Below are 15,116 nucleotides of genomic sequence, written 5' to 3'. Positions count from 1 at the left end.
CCATGTCCTACATAGTGAGACGGCTCGGTCAGTCGGTGCTCACCGTATTCGTCGTGATATCGGCGAGCTTCGGCCTCATCAGGCTGCTGCCGGGCGGCCCGCTCGATTACCTGCGGGCCGAGATGATACAACAAGGCGGCAGCTCCCTCTCGGCCGAGGAGATCAACCGGCGTATCGCCGCCCAGACCAATATCGCCGTCGACGAACCCTTCTACGTGCAGTACGTCGACTACATGGTGTCGATGTTGCAGGGGGACTTCGGTCGCTCCATCTGGTTCGAACGCCCAGTCACGAGTATCATCGGCCCCGCCATCCCGTGGACCGTGTTCCTGACCGCGTCGGCACTGTTCCTCGCGTTCACCGTCGGCATCACGCTCGGCGCGTTCATGGCCTACAAGGAGGGGTCGTCGTTCGACGTCGCGAGCACCGGCGTCGGGCTCTTCCTGAACTCGACGCCCAGTTACGTCGTCGCGCTGCTGTTGATCGCCTTCCTGGGCTACCGGCTCGAACTGTTCCCGACCGGTGGTCGATACGCCTCCGAGCTCACACCGGGACTCAACGTCCCGTTCCTGCTGAGCGTGCTCTACCACGGGGTGTTGCCGATACTCTCGATGGCGCTCGTCGGCTTCGGCGGCTGGGCCCTGAGCATGCGGGGGAACAGCATCCGCGTCCTCGGCGAGGACTACCTCCGTGCCGCACGGTTACGCGGGCTCCCGACGCGTCGTATCGCCATCCGGTACGTCGCCAGGAACGCCATCCTGCCCATGTACACGGGGCTGATGATCGCCATCGGAACCGTCTTCGGGGGGGCGGTCATCATCGAGAACATCTTCGCGTACCCGGGCGTCGGGTTCTACCTGATCCAGGCAATCAACGCCCGAGATTACCCGCTCATGATGGGCGGGTTCATCCTCATCACGATCGCGATGGTCATCGGTATCACCATCGCGGATCTGACCTACGGCTGGCTCGACCCCCGCGCCAAAGGAGGTGATTCCCGTGAAGCGTACTGACGACGAGTCAGCCGCTGACCCGGTCGTCAACGCGCTGGGGACTGGGAACGACTACGACGTCGACCCCAACGCGCGCTCGGCCATCACCGGCCACGACGGGAAGGGGCGTGTGGCGACCGACGGTGGCCAGACCGTCTCGGAGTTCGAGCAGATGGCCGACGTGTCGATGTCCTCGGCCGAGCGCCGCCGTCAGTGGTTCGAGGAGAAGGTACTCGCGCCCGGCCGTATCGTCTGGGACGACTGGCGAGCCCGAACCGGCATCCTGGTCGTCCTCGCGTACCTACTGATGGCGACGGTCGGGACGATGCTCGTCCCGGAACCACTGCCCAACCAGGGCCCGCGCCTCGTCGGTGCGTTCCGGACGCTGGAGTTCCCGCTGGGGACGACGGCGTCAGGTGCGAGCATCTTCTCACAGGTCGTCCACGCGACCCCGTCGATGCTCATCATGATCGCGTCGGGGGCCGTGTTCACGGTCGTCCTCGGGACGACGGTCGGGACCCTCGCCGGCTACAAGGGCGGTCGGACCGACAGCGTGCTGATGACCGTAACGGACATCATGATGACCATCCCGGGCCTCCCGTTGACCATCGTCCTGGCGGCCGCCCTCGACATCAAGGGGAACCCTGCGGTCATCGGTATCCTCATCACGGTGAACGCGTGGGCTGGCCTCGGCAGGGCGATACGGTCGCAGGTGCTCACGCTCCGCGATGCCGAGTACGTGGAGGCGTCGCGGATCATGGGTATGAAGACGCCGACCATCATCACCGGCGACATCGTCCCGAACCTGATGCCGTACATCACGATGAACTTCGTCCAGCAGGCCCGGGCCGTCATCTTCGGCTCCGTCGGCCTGTACTTCCTCGGCGTGTTGCCGTACACCAGCGTCAACTGGGGCGTGATGATGAACGCGGCCGTCGAGCGTGCCGGTGCCGTGTCGTCCCCGGCGGCGTTCCACTGGATGCTGATGCCGATGCTGTGCATCATCATCCTCGCGCTGGGACTGACGCTGCTCGCACAGGGTGCCGACCGCATCTTCAACCCGCGGGTCCGCGCCCGTCACGCGCGGTCGATAGCAGACGACGGCGAGGACGTGGAGAGAGAGACGACGACCACTGGAGGGATCTGACATGGGAGCAAACGACGACACGAGACGCGACGCAGCGGACCCGATCATCGAAGCCCGCAACGTCAGCGTCACGTACGACCTGGAGCACAGAGACGCGATGGTGCTGGACGACGCGAGCATCGACCTCAGACGCGGAGAGATACTCGGCGTCGTCGGGGAGTCGGGGTCCGGGAAGTCGATGCTCGCCAACGCGATGATGGACGCCGTCGAGGAGCCCGGTATCACGACCGGCGAGATACGCTACTACCCCGAACGGGGCGGCGACCCCGTCGACGTGCTCGACCTCGACGATGCGGCGCTCAACGAGCTCAGGTGGGAGGAGATCTCGATGGTGTTCCAGGGCGCGCTCTCGTCGTTCAACCCCACTATGTCCATCCGGGACCACTTCGTGGAGACACTCGAGGCGCACGACTACGACGTGGACGAGGGCATGGACCGAGCACGCGAGCTGCTCTCGGACCTCTATCTGGACCCTGACCGTGTCCTCGACTCGTACTCCCACGAGCTCTCGGGCGGGATGAGTCAGCGGGCGCTGATCGCGCTCTCGCTCGTCCTCGAGCCGAACGTCCTCCTGATGGACGAGCCGACGGCGGCGCTGGACCTGCTGATGCAACGGTCCATCCTGAGTCTGCTCGACGACATCAAGGAGAAGTACGAACTCTCCATCCTGTTCATCACCCACGACCTCCCACTCGTCGCCGGGCTCTCGGACCGACTGGCTATCCTGTACGCCTTCGAACTCGCCGAGGTCGGCCCGAGCGAACAGGTCGTCCGCAACTCACAGCACCCCTATACGCGGGCGCTGTTGAAGGCCGTCCCGAACCTCGACGCGCCGATGGAGACAATGCAGCCCATCGACGGCACCGCGCCGAATCCGGCACACACGCCTGATGGATGCCACTACGCCCCCCGGTGCCCGCTCGCCACGGAGCAGTGTCACTCGGAGACACCCCCGTGGTTCGACGTCGACCACGACCACCAGACGGCGTGTTTCCACCACGAAGACGCAGAGGAGGCGGTTCCGTTCAATCCCGACGTCGTCCAGGGGTCCGTCGACGCGACCGCTGACGTGCCGGAGGCGACCGAGGACTCGAACGAGAACGACGAAGTCGTGATGTCCCTCGACGACGTCTCCGTCCACTTCGAGGAAGAGCAGGGCCTCATCGAGTCGCTGTACACGGACCCACAGGCGGTCAAGGCGGTCGACGGTGTCTCGCTCGACATCCCCGAGAACGACGTCCTCGCACTGGTCGGCGAATCGGGCTGTGGGAAGACGACGCTCGGGAAAACCATCATCGGCGTCCAGCGACCGACAGACGGCTCCGTGCGCTACCGCGGGCAGGACGTGTGGGATGCCAAGGATGGGCGGGGCGACGTCGAACGGCCATACGGAGACATACGGAAGGCGCTCCAGATGATCCACCAGGACCCCGGTGCTGCGCTCAACCCGAACCAGAAGGTGCTAACGTCGCTCGAGGCGCCCCTCAAACGGTGGAACGACGAGCTGTCCACCGAGGACCGGCGCGCGCGTATCTTCGCACTGCTCGACCGGGTCGGGATGGAGCCCCCGCAGGACTACGCCCACCGGTTCCCGCACCAGCTGAGCGGCGGCGAACAACAGCGAGTCGCCCTCGTCCGAGCGCTCCTGATGAACCCCGACGTCATCCTCGCTGACGAGGCGGTGAGCGCACTCGACGTCTCGCTCCGGGTGGAGACGATGGACCTGCTCCTCGAGCTGCAGGAGCAGTTCGACACCTCCTTCGTGTTCATCTCGCACACGTTGTCGAACGCCCGGTACCTCGCCGAGAAGGCCGACGGCCGTATCGGTATCATGTACCTCGGCGAAATCGTCGAGATTGGGCCGCCAGAGGAGGTCCTCGGCGACCCGCAACACCCCTACACGAAGGTCCTCCGGTGGGCGACGGCGAACCTCGACCCGAGCAGCCAGGAGATGGTCGACCCGCCGGTCCGCTCCATCGACATCCCGGACCCGGTCGACCCACCCGAAGGCTGTCGGTTCCACACCCGTTGCCCCGAGGCACGCGAGGCCTGTATCAGAGAGAAGCCCGAACTCGAGGACGGCACGTCCCCCGGGTGCACGCGTGCGACAGCGTGCCACCGGACCGACCCGAACCACGAGTACTGGGACAGCGACCCGCTCGACGGCGTGGAGGCCACGGAGACTGCAGTGACGGGGTCCAGCGATGACTGACCGGGTACCAGCAAGGGCGACCCAGTGGTTCGCAGGCAGTAGCGTCGCTGGCACCCGTCGGCGCGATGTCGCCGATTCGACGCGGACGAGCAGTGCATCCTACGGGGACGGTTCCGGGGGTGTCGGGCGGTGACGGCCGTCTGGCGTGCGTTCTTCGCGTCCAGTCTGGTACTGCTCGCGTTGCTCGCCTTATCGGTCCCGACCGTCGAACCGGGGAGTGCAGCCGCCGTCGTCTCGTTCCTGAGCGTCGGGATGCTCGGGACGATGCTCGTCGGGTCGGCCGCATTCATCTACTACGACTGGGACCCGTTCGAAGCCCTGCTGAAATCGAATCCATGACACACACCAGACCGATGCCACGAGCACTGACCATCGTCGAAGACACGGACCGGGAGAGAGACCTGCTGGAACGGGCAAAGGCGTTCGCCGCCGGCGAGAGTACCGACCTTGTCGTCGCCGCGCTCGCCACACCGGCACAGCTCGATAAGATCGAATCGACCCTGGACGCGATCGGCCGCGTCGAACACACCAGTTACGACGAGAGCGACGTCCTCGAGGGGGTCTCGGGCAACGTCGACGACCTGGCGAGCGAGATCCTCGAACCGACCGTCGACTACGCTCTCGAGACGGTCATCGCCGAGACGGACGACCAGGCAGAGGCCATCATCGCACTCGCCGAGCGGACCGGCTGTGACCACGTCTTCCTGCCGGGCGCGCGACGCTCACCCACCGGAAAGGCCGTCTTCGGCGACCGCACCCAGGGAGTCATCCTCAACTTCGATGGCTTCGTAACCGTCTCGATGACCTGATCGGGCTCTCGTGGCCTCACGAACGCATCACCGACCCACCGATATCCAGAACGTACACAAATCATGACCGACGAACACTCACAACACCAACCGATGCGAGGATCTACACCCCTCGACGAAGCTACCCTCAGAGACGAACTCTCGGTCTTCGGCCTCTCCGACACCGAGATCGACACGTATCTCGCCCTCCTCACCCACGGAGAGGCGACCACGCGTACCGTCGCGGAAGACGCCGACGTCACCCAGCGTGCGGTGTACGGCATCGCAGAGCGCCTCGAGAACCGAGGGCTCGTCCGCGTCAAGGACCACGCGTCGCCGACCGCGATTCGAGCCCTTCCCCCGGCGGAAGCGATGGACAACCTCTCGGACAGACTCGAATCGTTGACGCCCTCACTCGAGGACCGGTTCAACGACGCCACGTCTACAGCGCCCGAGATCCGGATCGTAAAGTCGCGAGAGACGGTCCTGAAACGGCTCCGGACTGCGCTCTCGGAGGCCGAACACGAGGCGTTCGTGACGGTGCCCATGGACATCTACCCGAAGATCGAACAGGAGCTACGGGCCGCCGTCGACAGGGACGTCCTCGTCTTCTTGCTCCTCGGACAGATGCACGAGAGTGAGGTGGAGAACCCGGCCAGCCAGTTCGAGGGAGTCGCCGACGTGGTCAGCTGCTGGGATGCGAGACTCCCGTTCATGTACGCCGTCGATAACGACTCGGCGACGATCGGCGACGTCGACTTCTTCACCGGACCCCACGGTGACAAGAAGGCGGTCGCCGTCTCCGAGCAACACCTGTCCGGGACCGTCAACGCGATGTACCTCAGCGCGTACTGGCCAGCATCGACCGAGCTGTACGTCGCCGACCCCGACCCACTCCCGAACTCCTTCGACTGGTTCCGCCAGGCGGTCGTCCAGGGGTACCTACACCACCGGGACGGCACCCAGCTCTGGGCGGACATCGAGACGGACTGCGGGACGGAAATCTCTGGACGGGTCTCACAGATCAGGCAAGCGTTCGTCGGTGACTCGACCAACCAGTACACCCTGGAAGCGAGTATCTACCTCGAGACCGAGGATGGCGAGGTGAGCTTCGGTGGACCGGGGGCGTTCATCGAAGACTACCAGACGGAGACCGTCGACCTCCGAGTCGCCGAGTAGGACGCGGTCTCGGCCGTCGGTAGCTTTCTGTGCTGGTCAGCGGGCCGTCGGTATCATCGCCGTCGCGGACAGGCGAATCGACTCTGCTTCTCCAGCACCCTCGTTCGTCGTGTTCTCAGGTATGGTTCTTCAAAAATCTCGGAACCGAGGTTCGAAGATGGCAGAATCAGCGGGCGTTGGTTCAATTAGTCAATTGTCTCATCACCAAGTTGGAGCTGTAACCGAGAAGATGACTCGAGACTTCGAACAGCACGGTGTGCTTCAACCCCACAAGGGTTCGTCTGTAACTCGACAATCAACCAACAAGCGGAACCGTCGCCCAATGCTTCAACCCCACAAGGGTTCGTCTGTAACCGTCTCGCACGACGGGTCGGTCGAGTTCAATCGGCATGCTTCAACCCCACAAGGGTTCGTCTGTAACCATGGCCGATTCGGCCACTGTCGGTCCTATACTGACCCCTCACCAATGAGATTTTCCGTCGACCCCCGATATCCGGTGAACCCCGGGGGGTTGATGGAAATTTCAATCGGCCCTATGAAACGATTGGACGGCGATCCAGAACCCGGGGGTCGGCGCATGGTAGGTACAGTTGCCGAGCAGACGTGGATCACAGTCACTGTACCGGGGAGGATGTTACGCTGGCGGTACGCTGTTCGACGCGTATCGACCAATTCAGTCCAGAAGTTTGGAACCTCGCACTTCTGTAAAATCTCGATTAGTAAAATCGTGATTAAGATATTTGGAACACTCATACTGCCTCGACAAGGGAACAAATCTGCTGGTTTCATTGACCCTTAGAAGAACTAGGACAGCTGAATGAGGCCCCTTCCACACCTAGAAACGGTAGTTACCTGCTCCTAACTCGGATGATTGTAGAGCATATTTGAAAGGCCTGTCCACGACCGACGACAGGCTGTCCAGCGACACCTGGAGAGGAACACGGTGCAGATGAGTGCCGTTGTTACCCCACGCTTTCAAACGGAGATTTCGTGGGGTAACAGATTCCGCCTCGACGACCAACATCTTCTCTCCAAAACATGTCTGAACAGCCCGCCTCCGGGGCTACCTTCTTGACCTTGTCACACGAAGGAGAGATAATGACGCGCCAAGACCCATTCGGTGCCATCCGCGAGTTCGAACACGGCGGCACCAGCTACAAGATGGCCGACCTCACGGTCCTCGAGGACGAGGGCCTGTGCGAGCTCGACCGGCTCCCCGTGAGCATCCGCGTCCTCCTCGAGTCCGTCCTCCGCAACGTCGACGGTGAGATGATCACCGAGGAGGATGTGCGCAACGCGGCGTCGTGGAAGCCGGAGGTCCCCGACGTCGAACTGCCGTTCACGCCCTCCCGCGTCGTCCTGCAGGACCTGACCGGCGTTCCGGCCGTCGTCGACCTGGCGGCGCTCCGGTCGGCGGCGGACCGCGCCGGCAAACCGCCGCGAATCGTCGAGCCGGAGGTACCCATCGATCTGGTCATCGACCACAGCGTCCAGGTCGACTTCTTCGGCTCGGAGGACGCCTACGAGAAGAACGTCGAGATGGAGTACGAGCGCAACGCCGAACGGTACCGGGCGCTCAAGTGGGCCCAGCAGGCGTTCGACGACTTCAGCGTCGTCCCGCCCGGGACGGGCATCGTCCACCAGGTGAACCTGGAGTACCTCGGCCGGGTCGTCCACGACCGCGAAGTCGACGGGACCGACTGGCTGTTCCCGGACACGCTGGTCGGGACGGACAGCCACACGCCGATGATCGGCGGCATCGGGGTCGTCGGCTGGGGGGTCGGCGGTATCGAGGCCGAGGCGGCGATGCTCGGCCAGCCCATCACGATGAAGCTACCAGAGGTCGTTGGCGTCCGGCTGACGGGCGACCTCCCTGAGGGGGCGACCGCGACCGACCTCGTGTTGCACGTCACCGAACAGCTGCGTGAGGTGGGCGTCGTCGACCGGTTCGTCGAGTTCTTCGGCCCCGGCGTCGCGAACCTCACGGTCCCGGACCGGGCGACGCTGTCGAACATGGCGCCCGAGCAGGGCTCGACCATCAGCATGTTCCCGGTCGACGAAGCGACGCTGGACTATCTCGAGCTGACCGGTCGCGAACCGGAGCACATCGAGCTCGTGCGTGAGTACCTCGAGGCCCAGGGCCTGTTCGGCGAACAGGAACCCGAGTACACGGAGACGGTCGAACTCGACCTCTCGACGGTCGAGCCGAGCCTGGCCGGGCCGAAGCGTCCGCAGGACCGCGTTCCGATGGGCGAGATGCGCACGCACTTCCGCGAGCTGCTCTACGGCGAGTTGGAAGAGCACGTCGACGACGTCGACGAGGAGGCAATCGCCCGTTGGCTCGGCGAGGGCGGCAGTAGCGGCGACGGCGAGGCACCAGCAGGTGCGACCGACGGCGGGTCGATGTCCCAGCCGCACGAGGAGGCCCCCGAGCACCCTGACCTCGGCGAACTCACCAAGCGTGTCGAGGTCGAACTCGACGACGGTTCGACAATCGATATCGGCCACGGCTCGGTCGTCGTGAGCGCAATCACGAGCTGTACGAACACCTCGAATCCGTCCGTGATGCTCGCGGCCGGGCTGCTCGCGAAGAACGCGGTCGAGCGGGGGCTGGACGTGCCCGACTACGTCAAGACGAGCCTCGCCCCGGGCAGCCGCGTCGTCACCGAGTACCTCGAGGCGTCCGGGCTTCTCGACTACCTCGAACGGCTCGGCTACAACGTCGTCGGCTACGGCTGCACGACCTGTATCGGCAACGCCGGCCCGCTCCCGGAAGCAATCGAGGCCGCCATCGACGAGCACGACCTCTGGACGACGAGCGTGCTCTCGGGCAACCGCAACTTCGAGGCGCGCATCCACCCGAAGATCCGCGCGAACTACCTCGCCAGTCCGCCGCTGGTCGTCGCCTACGGCCTCGCCGGGCGGATGGACATCGACCTGGAGACCGAGCCGCTGGGGACGGACCAGGACGGTGAACCCGTTTACCTGGCCGACCTCTGGCCATCCTCGGACGAGGTCCACCAGGCGGTCCACGACAGCGTCGACACGTCGATGTTCCAGGAGAAGTACGCCTCCGTGTTCGAGGGTGACGAGCGCTGGGAGGCACTCGACGCCCCCACCGGCGACGTCTACGACTGGGACGAGACCTCGACCTACATCCGCGAGCCGCCGTTCTTCACCGACTTCCCGCTCGAAGAGCCCGGCGTCGCGGACATCGAGGGCGCCCGCTGTCTCATGCTGCTCGGCGACACCGTGACGACCGACCACATCAGCCCCGCCGGGCCGTTCGGCCCCGACCTGCCAGCCGGCCAGTGGCTGCTCGAGCAGGGCGTCGAACCCTACGACTTCAACACCTACGGTGCACGTCGCGGCAACCACGAGGTCATGATGCGCGGCACCTTCGCGAACGTCCGCATCGAGAACCAGATGCTCGACGACGTCGAGGGCGGTTTCACCGTCCACCAGCCATCCGGTGAAGAGATGACCGTCTTCGAGGCCTCCGAACGCTACCGCGAGGAGGGAACCCCGCTCGTCGTCGCCGCCGGCGAGGAGTTCGGGACGGGGTCCAGCCGCGACTGGGCGGCCAAAGGGACCGACCTGCTCGGCGTGAAGGCGACCATCGCGGAGAGCTACGAGCGCATCTACCGGGACAACCTCGTCGGCATGGGCGTCCTCCCGCTGCAGTTCCACGAGGGCGACTCCTGGGAGTCCCTTGAACTCGACGGCTCCGAGACGTTCGCCATCCACGGCCTCGACGACGGTCTCGAGGTCGAGGACGAGTTGACCGTCGTCGCCGAGCGAGAGGACGGCTCGACTGTGGAGTTCCCCGTGACGGCACAGGTCGGTACGCCCGCTGCGGTCAGGTACGTCGAGAACGGCGGTATCCTCCACCTGGTGCTCCGGCGGCTGCTCAGCTGAGCTGGCGGTTCACCGGAGACAACTTCGTCCGTGCCAGCCACGGGAGGTGCAATCGGCGGCCGGCAAAAGCCGGCAGAGACCGTCGGTGCCGTTTTCCGTTTAGGCGTTCATCATGTCGCGACAGCTCTCGGCGCACTCGCGGAGCACGTCGGCACACGCCTGGCAGTGGTCGGCGTCGTGTCGGTCGCACTCCTCGGCACAGGCTTCGCAGACGCCGGCGCAGGCTTCGGCGAGCTGGGTGCTGTATTCGGAGTCACGCGCCATGAAGCGGGCGTGGAGGGACGCAATGTCGGCCACGTCTCGGCAGAGGCGGGCACACTCCTCCATGTCCTCGTCGCCGAGGCACTCGTCTGCACACCACTCGCAGACGGTCGCGGCTTCGTTGCAGATCTCGATGCAGTCTCGCTGTTCGTCGCTCAGTTCGTCGATCTTGGAGATCGTCTCTGTCAGGGACATCGCACCTCAAGGTAGGAGCCCGTGGTTTTCCTGGATTTTCCTTTCGTACGTTAGGTACGTCGGTTTCAACCGGTTCGGCGGTGAGCAGTCCTGTCGCTTCGGTTTACAGAGATTTCCCACTCAGGCCCCACTCACGTTGGCCTGTCGCTCTTATGCTGTCTCTGGCTGTGACTATCTCCCTTACACTTCTCGGGACTGGTGCCGTCTGATTTACAGTTTCGAAATACGCGAGGCGTCTGACCCCGGGGAACCGAAGCCGGTGTCGTGACGGGGACCGAACCGTTCAGTCCTGCTCCTCCGAGTGTGCTCCCTCCGCGAGCCGGTCGTGCTCGTCCATCACCTTCTCCGCGCAGACGGGACAGCAGACGTGATACGTGTCGCCCGTGTCCAGCTGGACCGTCTCCCCGTCGCTGGTGATGGTGTTGCCACAGACCATACACTCGAGGTCGAACCCGCCGGCGCCGAGTTGGGGCCGCCAGACGGAGTCCAGAACCGGGTCGATACGGTACTCCCTGACTTGCTCGTCATCCAGCGTCTCGCGGAAGAGGTCGTGTACCTCCGACGGCGAGAGAACGGCCTTGGCGACGATGCGGGCCTCTACGGTACGGAACGCGTGTTCGACCCCATCGACGCCCTTTACCGCGTCCAGGACGGCAGCGGCTTCGTCCGGCGTGCTCTCGATGAACAGGAGCGTCTCGTCGGCGCCCGACAGCTTCGTCCGGTCGACCTCGACGGTGAACCGGCGGACGACGCCGAGCTCTCGGAGCCGCTCGACGCGGTTCGAGACGCTCGGCGGTGAGAGGTCGACCTCGTCGGCGATTTCGCGGAACGACCGGCGCCCGTCTTCAAGGAGGAGCTGCAGGATGTCGAGATCGGTCGCGTCTAAATCGGGCATCGTCCGTCAGTTCGTCGGGCCAGCCCGTCTGTCTGGCGCATAAGAGGTTTGGACTGCGGTTCACGTCGCAGTCCAGATACCGTGCAGGGAAGAACCGGGACCCCGATGGGTGGCCCGCACGCGGTCACTGGTTCCTTGCTGGTCGCTACTGGTTCCCAGCGACAGCGGCTGCCCACTCCTTCGAAAAACCGCGGATGAAGTTCCCGGCTACGACGTTGAACGATTCCGGCGCGTCCTGGTTGACGAGATGTGCCGCGCCCTCTATCTCGGTCTGTTCGACGTCGTCGACCATCTCGACGATATCCTGTGCCTGGCGCTTGACCGGCTCCGCCTCCTTCTCACCGTAGATGATGCGAACCGGCGTTGAGACGTGCGACAGTTCGGGCGGTTCGTAGTCGTAGAGCGCCATGAAGATCTTCCGGAACTCCCGGGGTGGGACCCTCGCGGCGCTGTCGATCATCGAGCGCCGTATCGACGGGTCGACGGAGAGCCAGCGCTCGCCCGTCGTCGCCTGGATACCGTTGAGGAAGGTGACGAAGGTCGACCGCGGGCCCATGGTGGCGAGCGAGACGTCGAGCGAGAACAGCGTCGGCACCTGCGGCTTCATCCAGCCGGGGAGGTCGGCCGGCGGCATCGACCGGACCGGGCCGGCGAGTATCGCACCCGCGGCGCGGTCAGGATAGCGGTCGAGGAACTCCTGGACGACCATCGACCCGAGCGAGATGCCACAGAGGAACGGCTGGTTGACGTCGAGTTCGTCGAGGAGCCGCTCGAGGTCGTCCGTGAAGAGTTCGATGGAGTACGGACTCTGCTCCGACCCGCCGGTCCGGCCGTGTCCACGGACGTCGTACCGGATCACTCGATGGTCGTCTGCGAAGTGTTCGACTTGCTCGGTCCAGGCGTCGCCGTTGCTCCAGCCGCCGTGCACGAACACGATCGGTGGGCCTTCGCCTCTATCGTCGTACCAGTGAGTCGCCCCATCTAGCTCGAGAGTAGTCATCGTCTTCCCGTACTCGACCACCGCACGTGAAGACCCGGCTTGCGAGACACGAGGGGTTTACCCATGGTCAGGCAATGCGGTTCGGCAATACGGGTCTCCGATTCCACCGCTGCGATTCCACCGTCCAGAGTGATGGACTGGCTGATTCGAGACGGCCGACGCCTCTGGTGGCGCTGCCCTCACGAGTGGCGGCGTCAATCCTTCGATAGGGACAGGGTGTGCTCTCTCACGGCATCGCACTGGGGACAGCGGTGATGGTAGTGGACCTCCCTTCCGTTCGTCTCGCTCTCCCAGTGGCCGTCTTCGTCCTCGTACCCGCACTCGGGGCACGTGAGTTCCTGGTGGTCGTAATGCAGCCTGAGACGTTCCATCGGTGACCGTCCGTTCTCTGTCATCACCATCCCGTACTGGTTGGTAGTAGAAAAATTTGATGGGCCCATATTTTTGGTTCGAAAATTCGGCTGCCCAACTCGTGGGGTTTCGACAAACATGCTGCGATCGGGGATCACGTGCTCGACGGCCGGCTCACCTGTGGTGCGTAATGCATTTCATCGGACCCGAAGTACAGTGACTATGGGTTACCGCATCGATGAGATCGACCAGCTGATCTTGTACCACCTCAGCGTCGACGCCCGGAACACGTCGGCGCCGATGATCGCCGAGGAGGTCGACGTAACCCCGGCGACGATACGGAATCGTATCCGCCAACTCGAAGAGAACGGCATCATCCGCGGCTATCACGCCGACATCGATTACGAGGCCACTGACGGGAAGGTGACGACGCAGTTCACGTGTACGGTTCCCGTGAGCGAACGGTCTGCCATCGCAGCCGACGCCCTGGCGACGCACGGCGTCGTGAACGTCCGCGAGCTGCTCGCGGGGCAGGACAACCTCCTCATCACCGCAGTGGGCGAGAACACCGACGATATCGACCGCATCGCCCACCAGTTGTCGAACCTCGGTGCGACCATCAAGCGCGAGGATATCGTCCGGAACGAGTCGTTCCGTCCCCACCAGTCGTTCGCGCCGGACAGTGACGAGCCACAGTCCTCCGTCCGAGGCTTCCAGAACGTCATCGGCGGCGCCGAAGTAGTCGAATTCACCGTCTCGAAGGACGCAGACATAAACGGGCAGACGCTCGAAACTGCGAGCGAGAACGGTCTCCTGTCCGACGCGGTCCTGGTCGTCAGCATCGAGCGGGGCGACCAGCGAATCACTCCGAACGGCGACACCCGGATCCGGGCAGGCGACGTCGTTTCTATCTTCTCGCGGGGCGAACTCCCGTCGAGTCTGGTGGCTGCGTTCGACGGCAGAACGCGTGCCGCCGACCAGCCGTAACGGCGAGGGCACGCACAGCCGGTTGACGGCCTTTCGACGGCGAGCAGTTCGGTTCGTTCTGCGGGCGGGGGTCCAGTCCCGTCGCGGGCCCGCTTAGTTCCCGCGTCCACTCAGTTCCCGCGATTGCTCGAGACTGCCTGGCCCTCGGCGCCCCGTCCCGGCGAGCCGACCAGCGCTCGCATCGTCTCCCGACTGACGATCGCGAAGCCTGCCGCGACGGCGAGGAAGCCGGCGACCGTCGTCGCCCGGACGGGCTCTCCGAATAGCGCCACGGCGACCAACGTGGCTGACAGCGGCTCGATGTAGGAGACGAGCGTCGTCTCGGTGGCGCCGACGTGGCTGACCAGCCGGAAGTAGAGCAGGTAGCCGCCAGCGCCGGCGACGAGCGTGACGTAGACGAGCGAGCCGAGGGCAACGGGGGAGACCGACACGAGCGACGGGGGGCTCTCCCCACGGACGACGGCGCCGGCGACCAGCAGGCTCGCCCCGACCAGCATCGCCCAGCCCTGGAGTGACTCGGTCGGCAGCCCTTCGTCGAACAGCTGGACGGAGACCGACCCGATGGCGAACATCGCCACCCCGAGGAAGACGAGGCCGACACCGAGGCCCGTCGTCGAGAGCGAGCCGCTCCCGGGCGCAGGCTGGGCGATGACCACCACGCCGGCCACGCCGAGGACGAATCCCCCGAGGTCGAGCAGCCCGCGGGATTCGCCGAGGATGGGCACTGCGACGAGTGCCGCCAGCACCGGCGCCATGGTCGCGACGACCGAGGCCACGGCACCCGAGACGTACTGCGTCCCGAGGTAGAGCCCGGCCTGGTAGCCGCCGAAGACGAAGCTGCCGACGACGGCGATACCGAGGAGTTCGCGACGGCTCCTGGGCACGAGACGGTCGGTCGTCGCGGCCGCATACGCCAGGACGATACAGCCGGAGACGGCGTACCTGATGGCCGCGGCGGTGAGCGGTGGGATCTCGGAGACGACGGCGTCGATGGCCGGGAATGCAGCGCCCCAGAGAAGGCCGAGGCCGACGATGGCCAGCCCGGGGGGCACCCGACGCGGTGAGCGGAGTGACGAGCGCATCTGTTGTGGACTGTGCTACCGGCTGAAACCCCAATAAACGAGCTTCAGCGGCAGTCGCTCGGACGCTTCGGGGAGTTCCTGCAGCAGTTTCGAACGCCTGGCGAGCGAG

The 15,116-nt window shown here is 64.8% G+C and carries 13 protein-coding genes; 8 read left to right on the top strand and 5 right to left on the bottom strand.

What is annotated here, in order from left to right:
* The first annotated feature begins 2 nt into the window (after window positions 1–2).
* From ACSC1Y_RS15745 to ACSC1Y_RS15715, 7 genes are all read left to right on the top strand, one after another.
* Window positions 3–1,013, top strand: a complete 1,011-nt coding sequence (locus ACSC1Y_RS15745; RefSeq protein ID WP_435335894.1) for an ABC transporter permease — start codon at window positions 3–5, stop codon at window positions 1,011–1,013.
* Window positions 1,000–2,139: an ABC transporter permease gene (locus ACSC1Y_RS15740; protein WP_435335893.1), complete on the top strand. Its 1,140-nt coding sequence runs from the start codon at window positions 1,000–1,002 to the stop codon at window positions 2,137–2,139. Before ACSC1Y_RS15745 ends, ACSC1Y_RS15740 begins: the two co-directional genes overlap by 14 nt.
* 1 nt (window position 2,140) lies before the next feature.
* The gene (locus tag ACSC1Y_RS15735) at window positions 2,141–4,351 is read left to right on the top strand and encodes an ABC transporter ATP-binding protein (RefSeq protein ID WP_435335892.1); all 2,211 of its coding nucleotides are present in this window, start codon (window positions 2,141–2,143) and stop codon (window positions 4,349–4,351) included.
* Between the two features lie 129 nt (window positions 4,352–4,480).
* Window positions 4,481–4,690: a hypothetical protein gene (locus ACSC1Y_RS15730; protein ID WP_435335891.1), complete on the top strand. Its 210-nt coding sequence runs from the start codon at window positions 4,481–4,483 to the stop codon at window positions 4,688–4,690.
* Complete coding sequence (locus ACSC1Y_RS15725) at window positions 4,687–5,160, top strand: universal stress protein (RefSeq protein ID WP_435335890.1); 474 nt, start codon at window positions 4,687–4,689, stop codon at window positions 5,158–5,160. The genes ACSC1Y_RS15730 and ACSC1Y_RS15725 overlap by 4 nt, the downstream gene beginning before the upstream one ends.
* A 63-nt stretch (window positions 5,161–5,223) precedes the next feature.
* Window positions 5,224–6,318, top strand: coding sequence for a TrmB family transcriptional regulator (locus ACSC1Y_RS15720; protein WP_435335888.1), 1,095 nt, complete (start codon window positions 5,224–5,226; stop codon window positions 6,316–6,318).
* Between the two features lie 1,098 nt (window positions 6,319–7,416).
* Window positions 7,417–10,236 (top strand): aconitate hydratase, encoded by a 2,820-nt coding sequence (locus tag ACSC1Y_RS15715; RefSeq protein ID WP_435335887.1) that lies wholly within the window; start codon window positions 7,417–7,419, stop codon window positions 10,234–10,236.
* A gap of 99 nt (window positions 10,237–10,335) precedes the next feature.
* Here ACSC1Y_RS15715 and ACSC1Y_RS15710 read toward each other — a convergent pair whose 3' ends face one another.
* From ACSC1Y_RS15710 to ACSC1Y_RS15695, 4 genes are all read right to left on the bottom strand, one after another.
* The gene (locus ACSC1Y_RS15710) at window positions 10,336–10,692 is read right to left on the bottom strand and encodes a four-helix bundle copper-binding protein (RefSeq protein WP_435335886.1); all 357 of its coding nucleotides are present in this window, start codon (window positions 10,690–10,692) and stop codon (window positions 10,336–10,338) included.
* A gap of 283 nt (window positions 10,693–10,975) precedes the next feature.
* Window positions 10,976–11,587: an Lrp/AsnC family transcriptional regulator gene (locus ACSC1Y_RS15705; protein ID WP_435335884.1), complete on the bottom strand. Its 612-nt coding sequence runs from the start codon at window positions 11,585–11,587 to the stop codon at window positions 10,976–10,978.
* A 145-nt stretch (window positions 11,588–11,732) separates the two neighbouring features.
* Window positions 11,733–12,587 carry an alpha/beta fold hydrolase gene (locus tag ACSC1Y_RS15700; protein ID WP_435335883.1) on the bottom strand — a complete coding sequence of 285 codons (855 nt, stop codon included), beginning with the start codon at window positions 12,585–12,587 and terminating at the stop codon, window positions 11,733–11,735.
* A gap of 194 nt (window positions 12,588–12,781) precedes the next feature.
* Window positions 12,782–12,982: an HVO_0649 family zinc finger protein gene (locus ACSC1Y_RS15695; RefSeq protein ID WP_435335882.1), complete on the bottom strand. Its 201-nt coding sequence runs from the start codon at window positions 12,980–12,982 to the stop codon at window positions 12,782–12,784.
* Window positions 12,983–13,160: 178 nt separating this feature from the next.
* Here ACSC1Y_RS15695 and ACSC1Y_RS15690 point away from each other — a divergent pair, with 178 nt between their 5' ends.
* The gene (locus tag ACSC1Y_RS15690; RefSeq protein WP_435335881.1) at window positions 13,161–13,925 is read left to right on the top strand and encodes an Lrp/AsnC family transcriptional regulator; all 765 of its coding nucleotides are present in this window, start codon (window positions 13,161–13,163) and stop codon (window positions 13,923–13,925) included.
* Window positions 13,926–14,035: 110 nt separating this feature from the next.
* On the opposite strand, the gene ACSC1Y_RS15685 is transcribed toward ACSC1Y_RS15690, so the two are convergent.
* Window positions 14,036–15,007 carry a DMT family transporter gene (locus ACSC1Y_RS15685; RefSeq protein WP_435335880.1) on the bottom strand — a complete coding sequence of 324 codons (972 nt, stop codon included), beginning with the start codon at window positions 15,005–15,007 and terminating at the stop codon, window positions 14,036–14,038.
* Between the last annotated feature and the right edge of the window lie 109 nt (window positions 15,008–15,116).

The sequence above is a fragment of the Haloarchaeobius lipolyticus genome (genome assembly GCF_051208015.1).
Classification (GTDB): Archaea; Halobacteriota; Halobacteria; order Halobacteriales; family Natrialbaceae; genus Haloarchaeobius.
The sequence above is the reverse complement of the archived record's forward strand: the minus strand, read 5'-3'. Positions and strand labels throughout refer to the sequence as shown.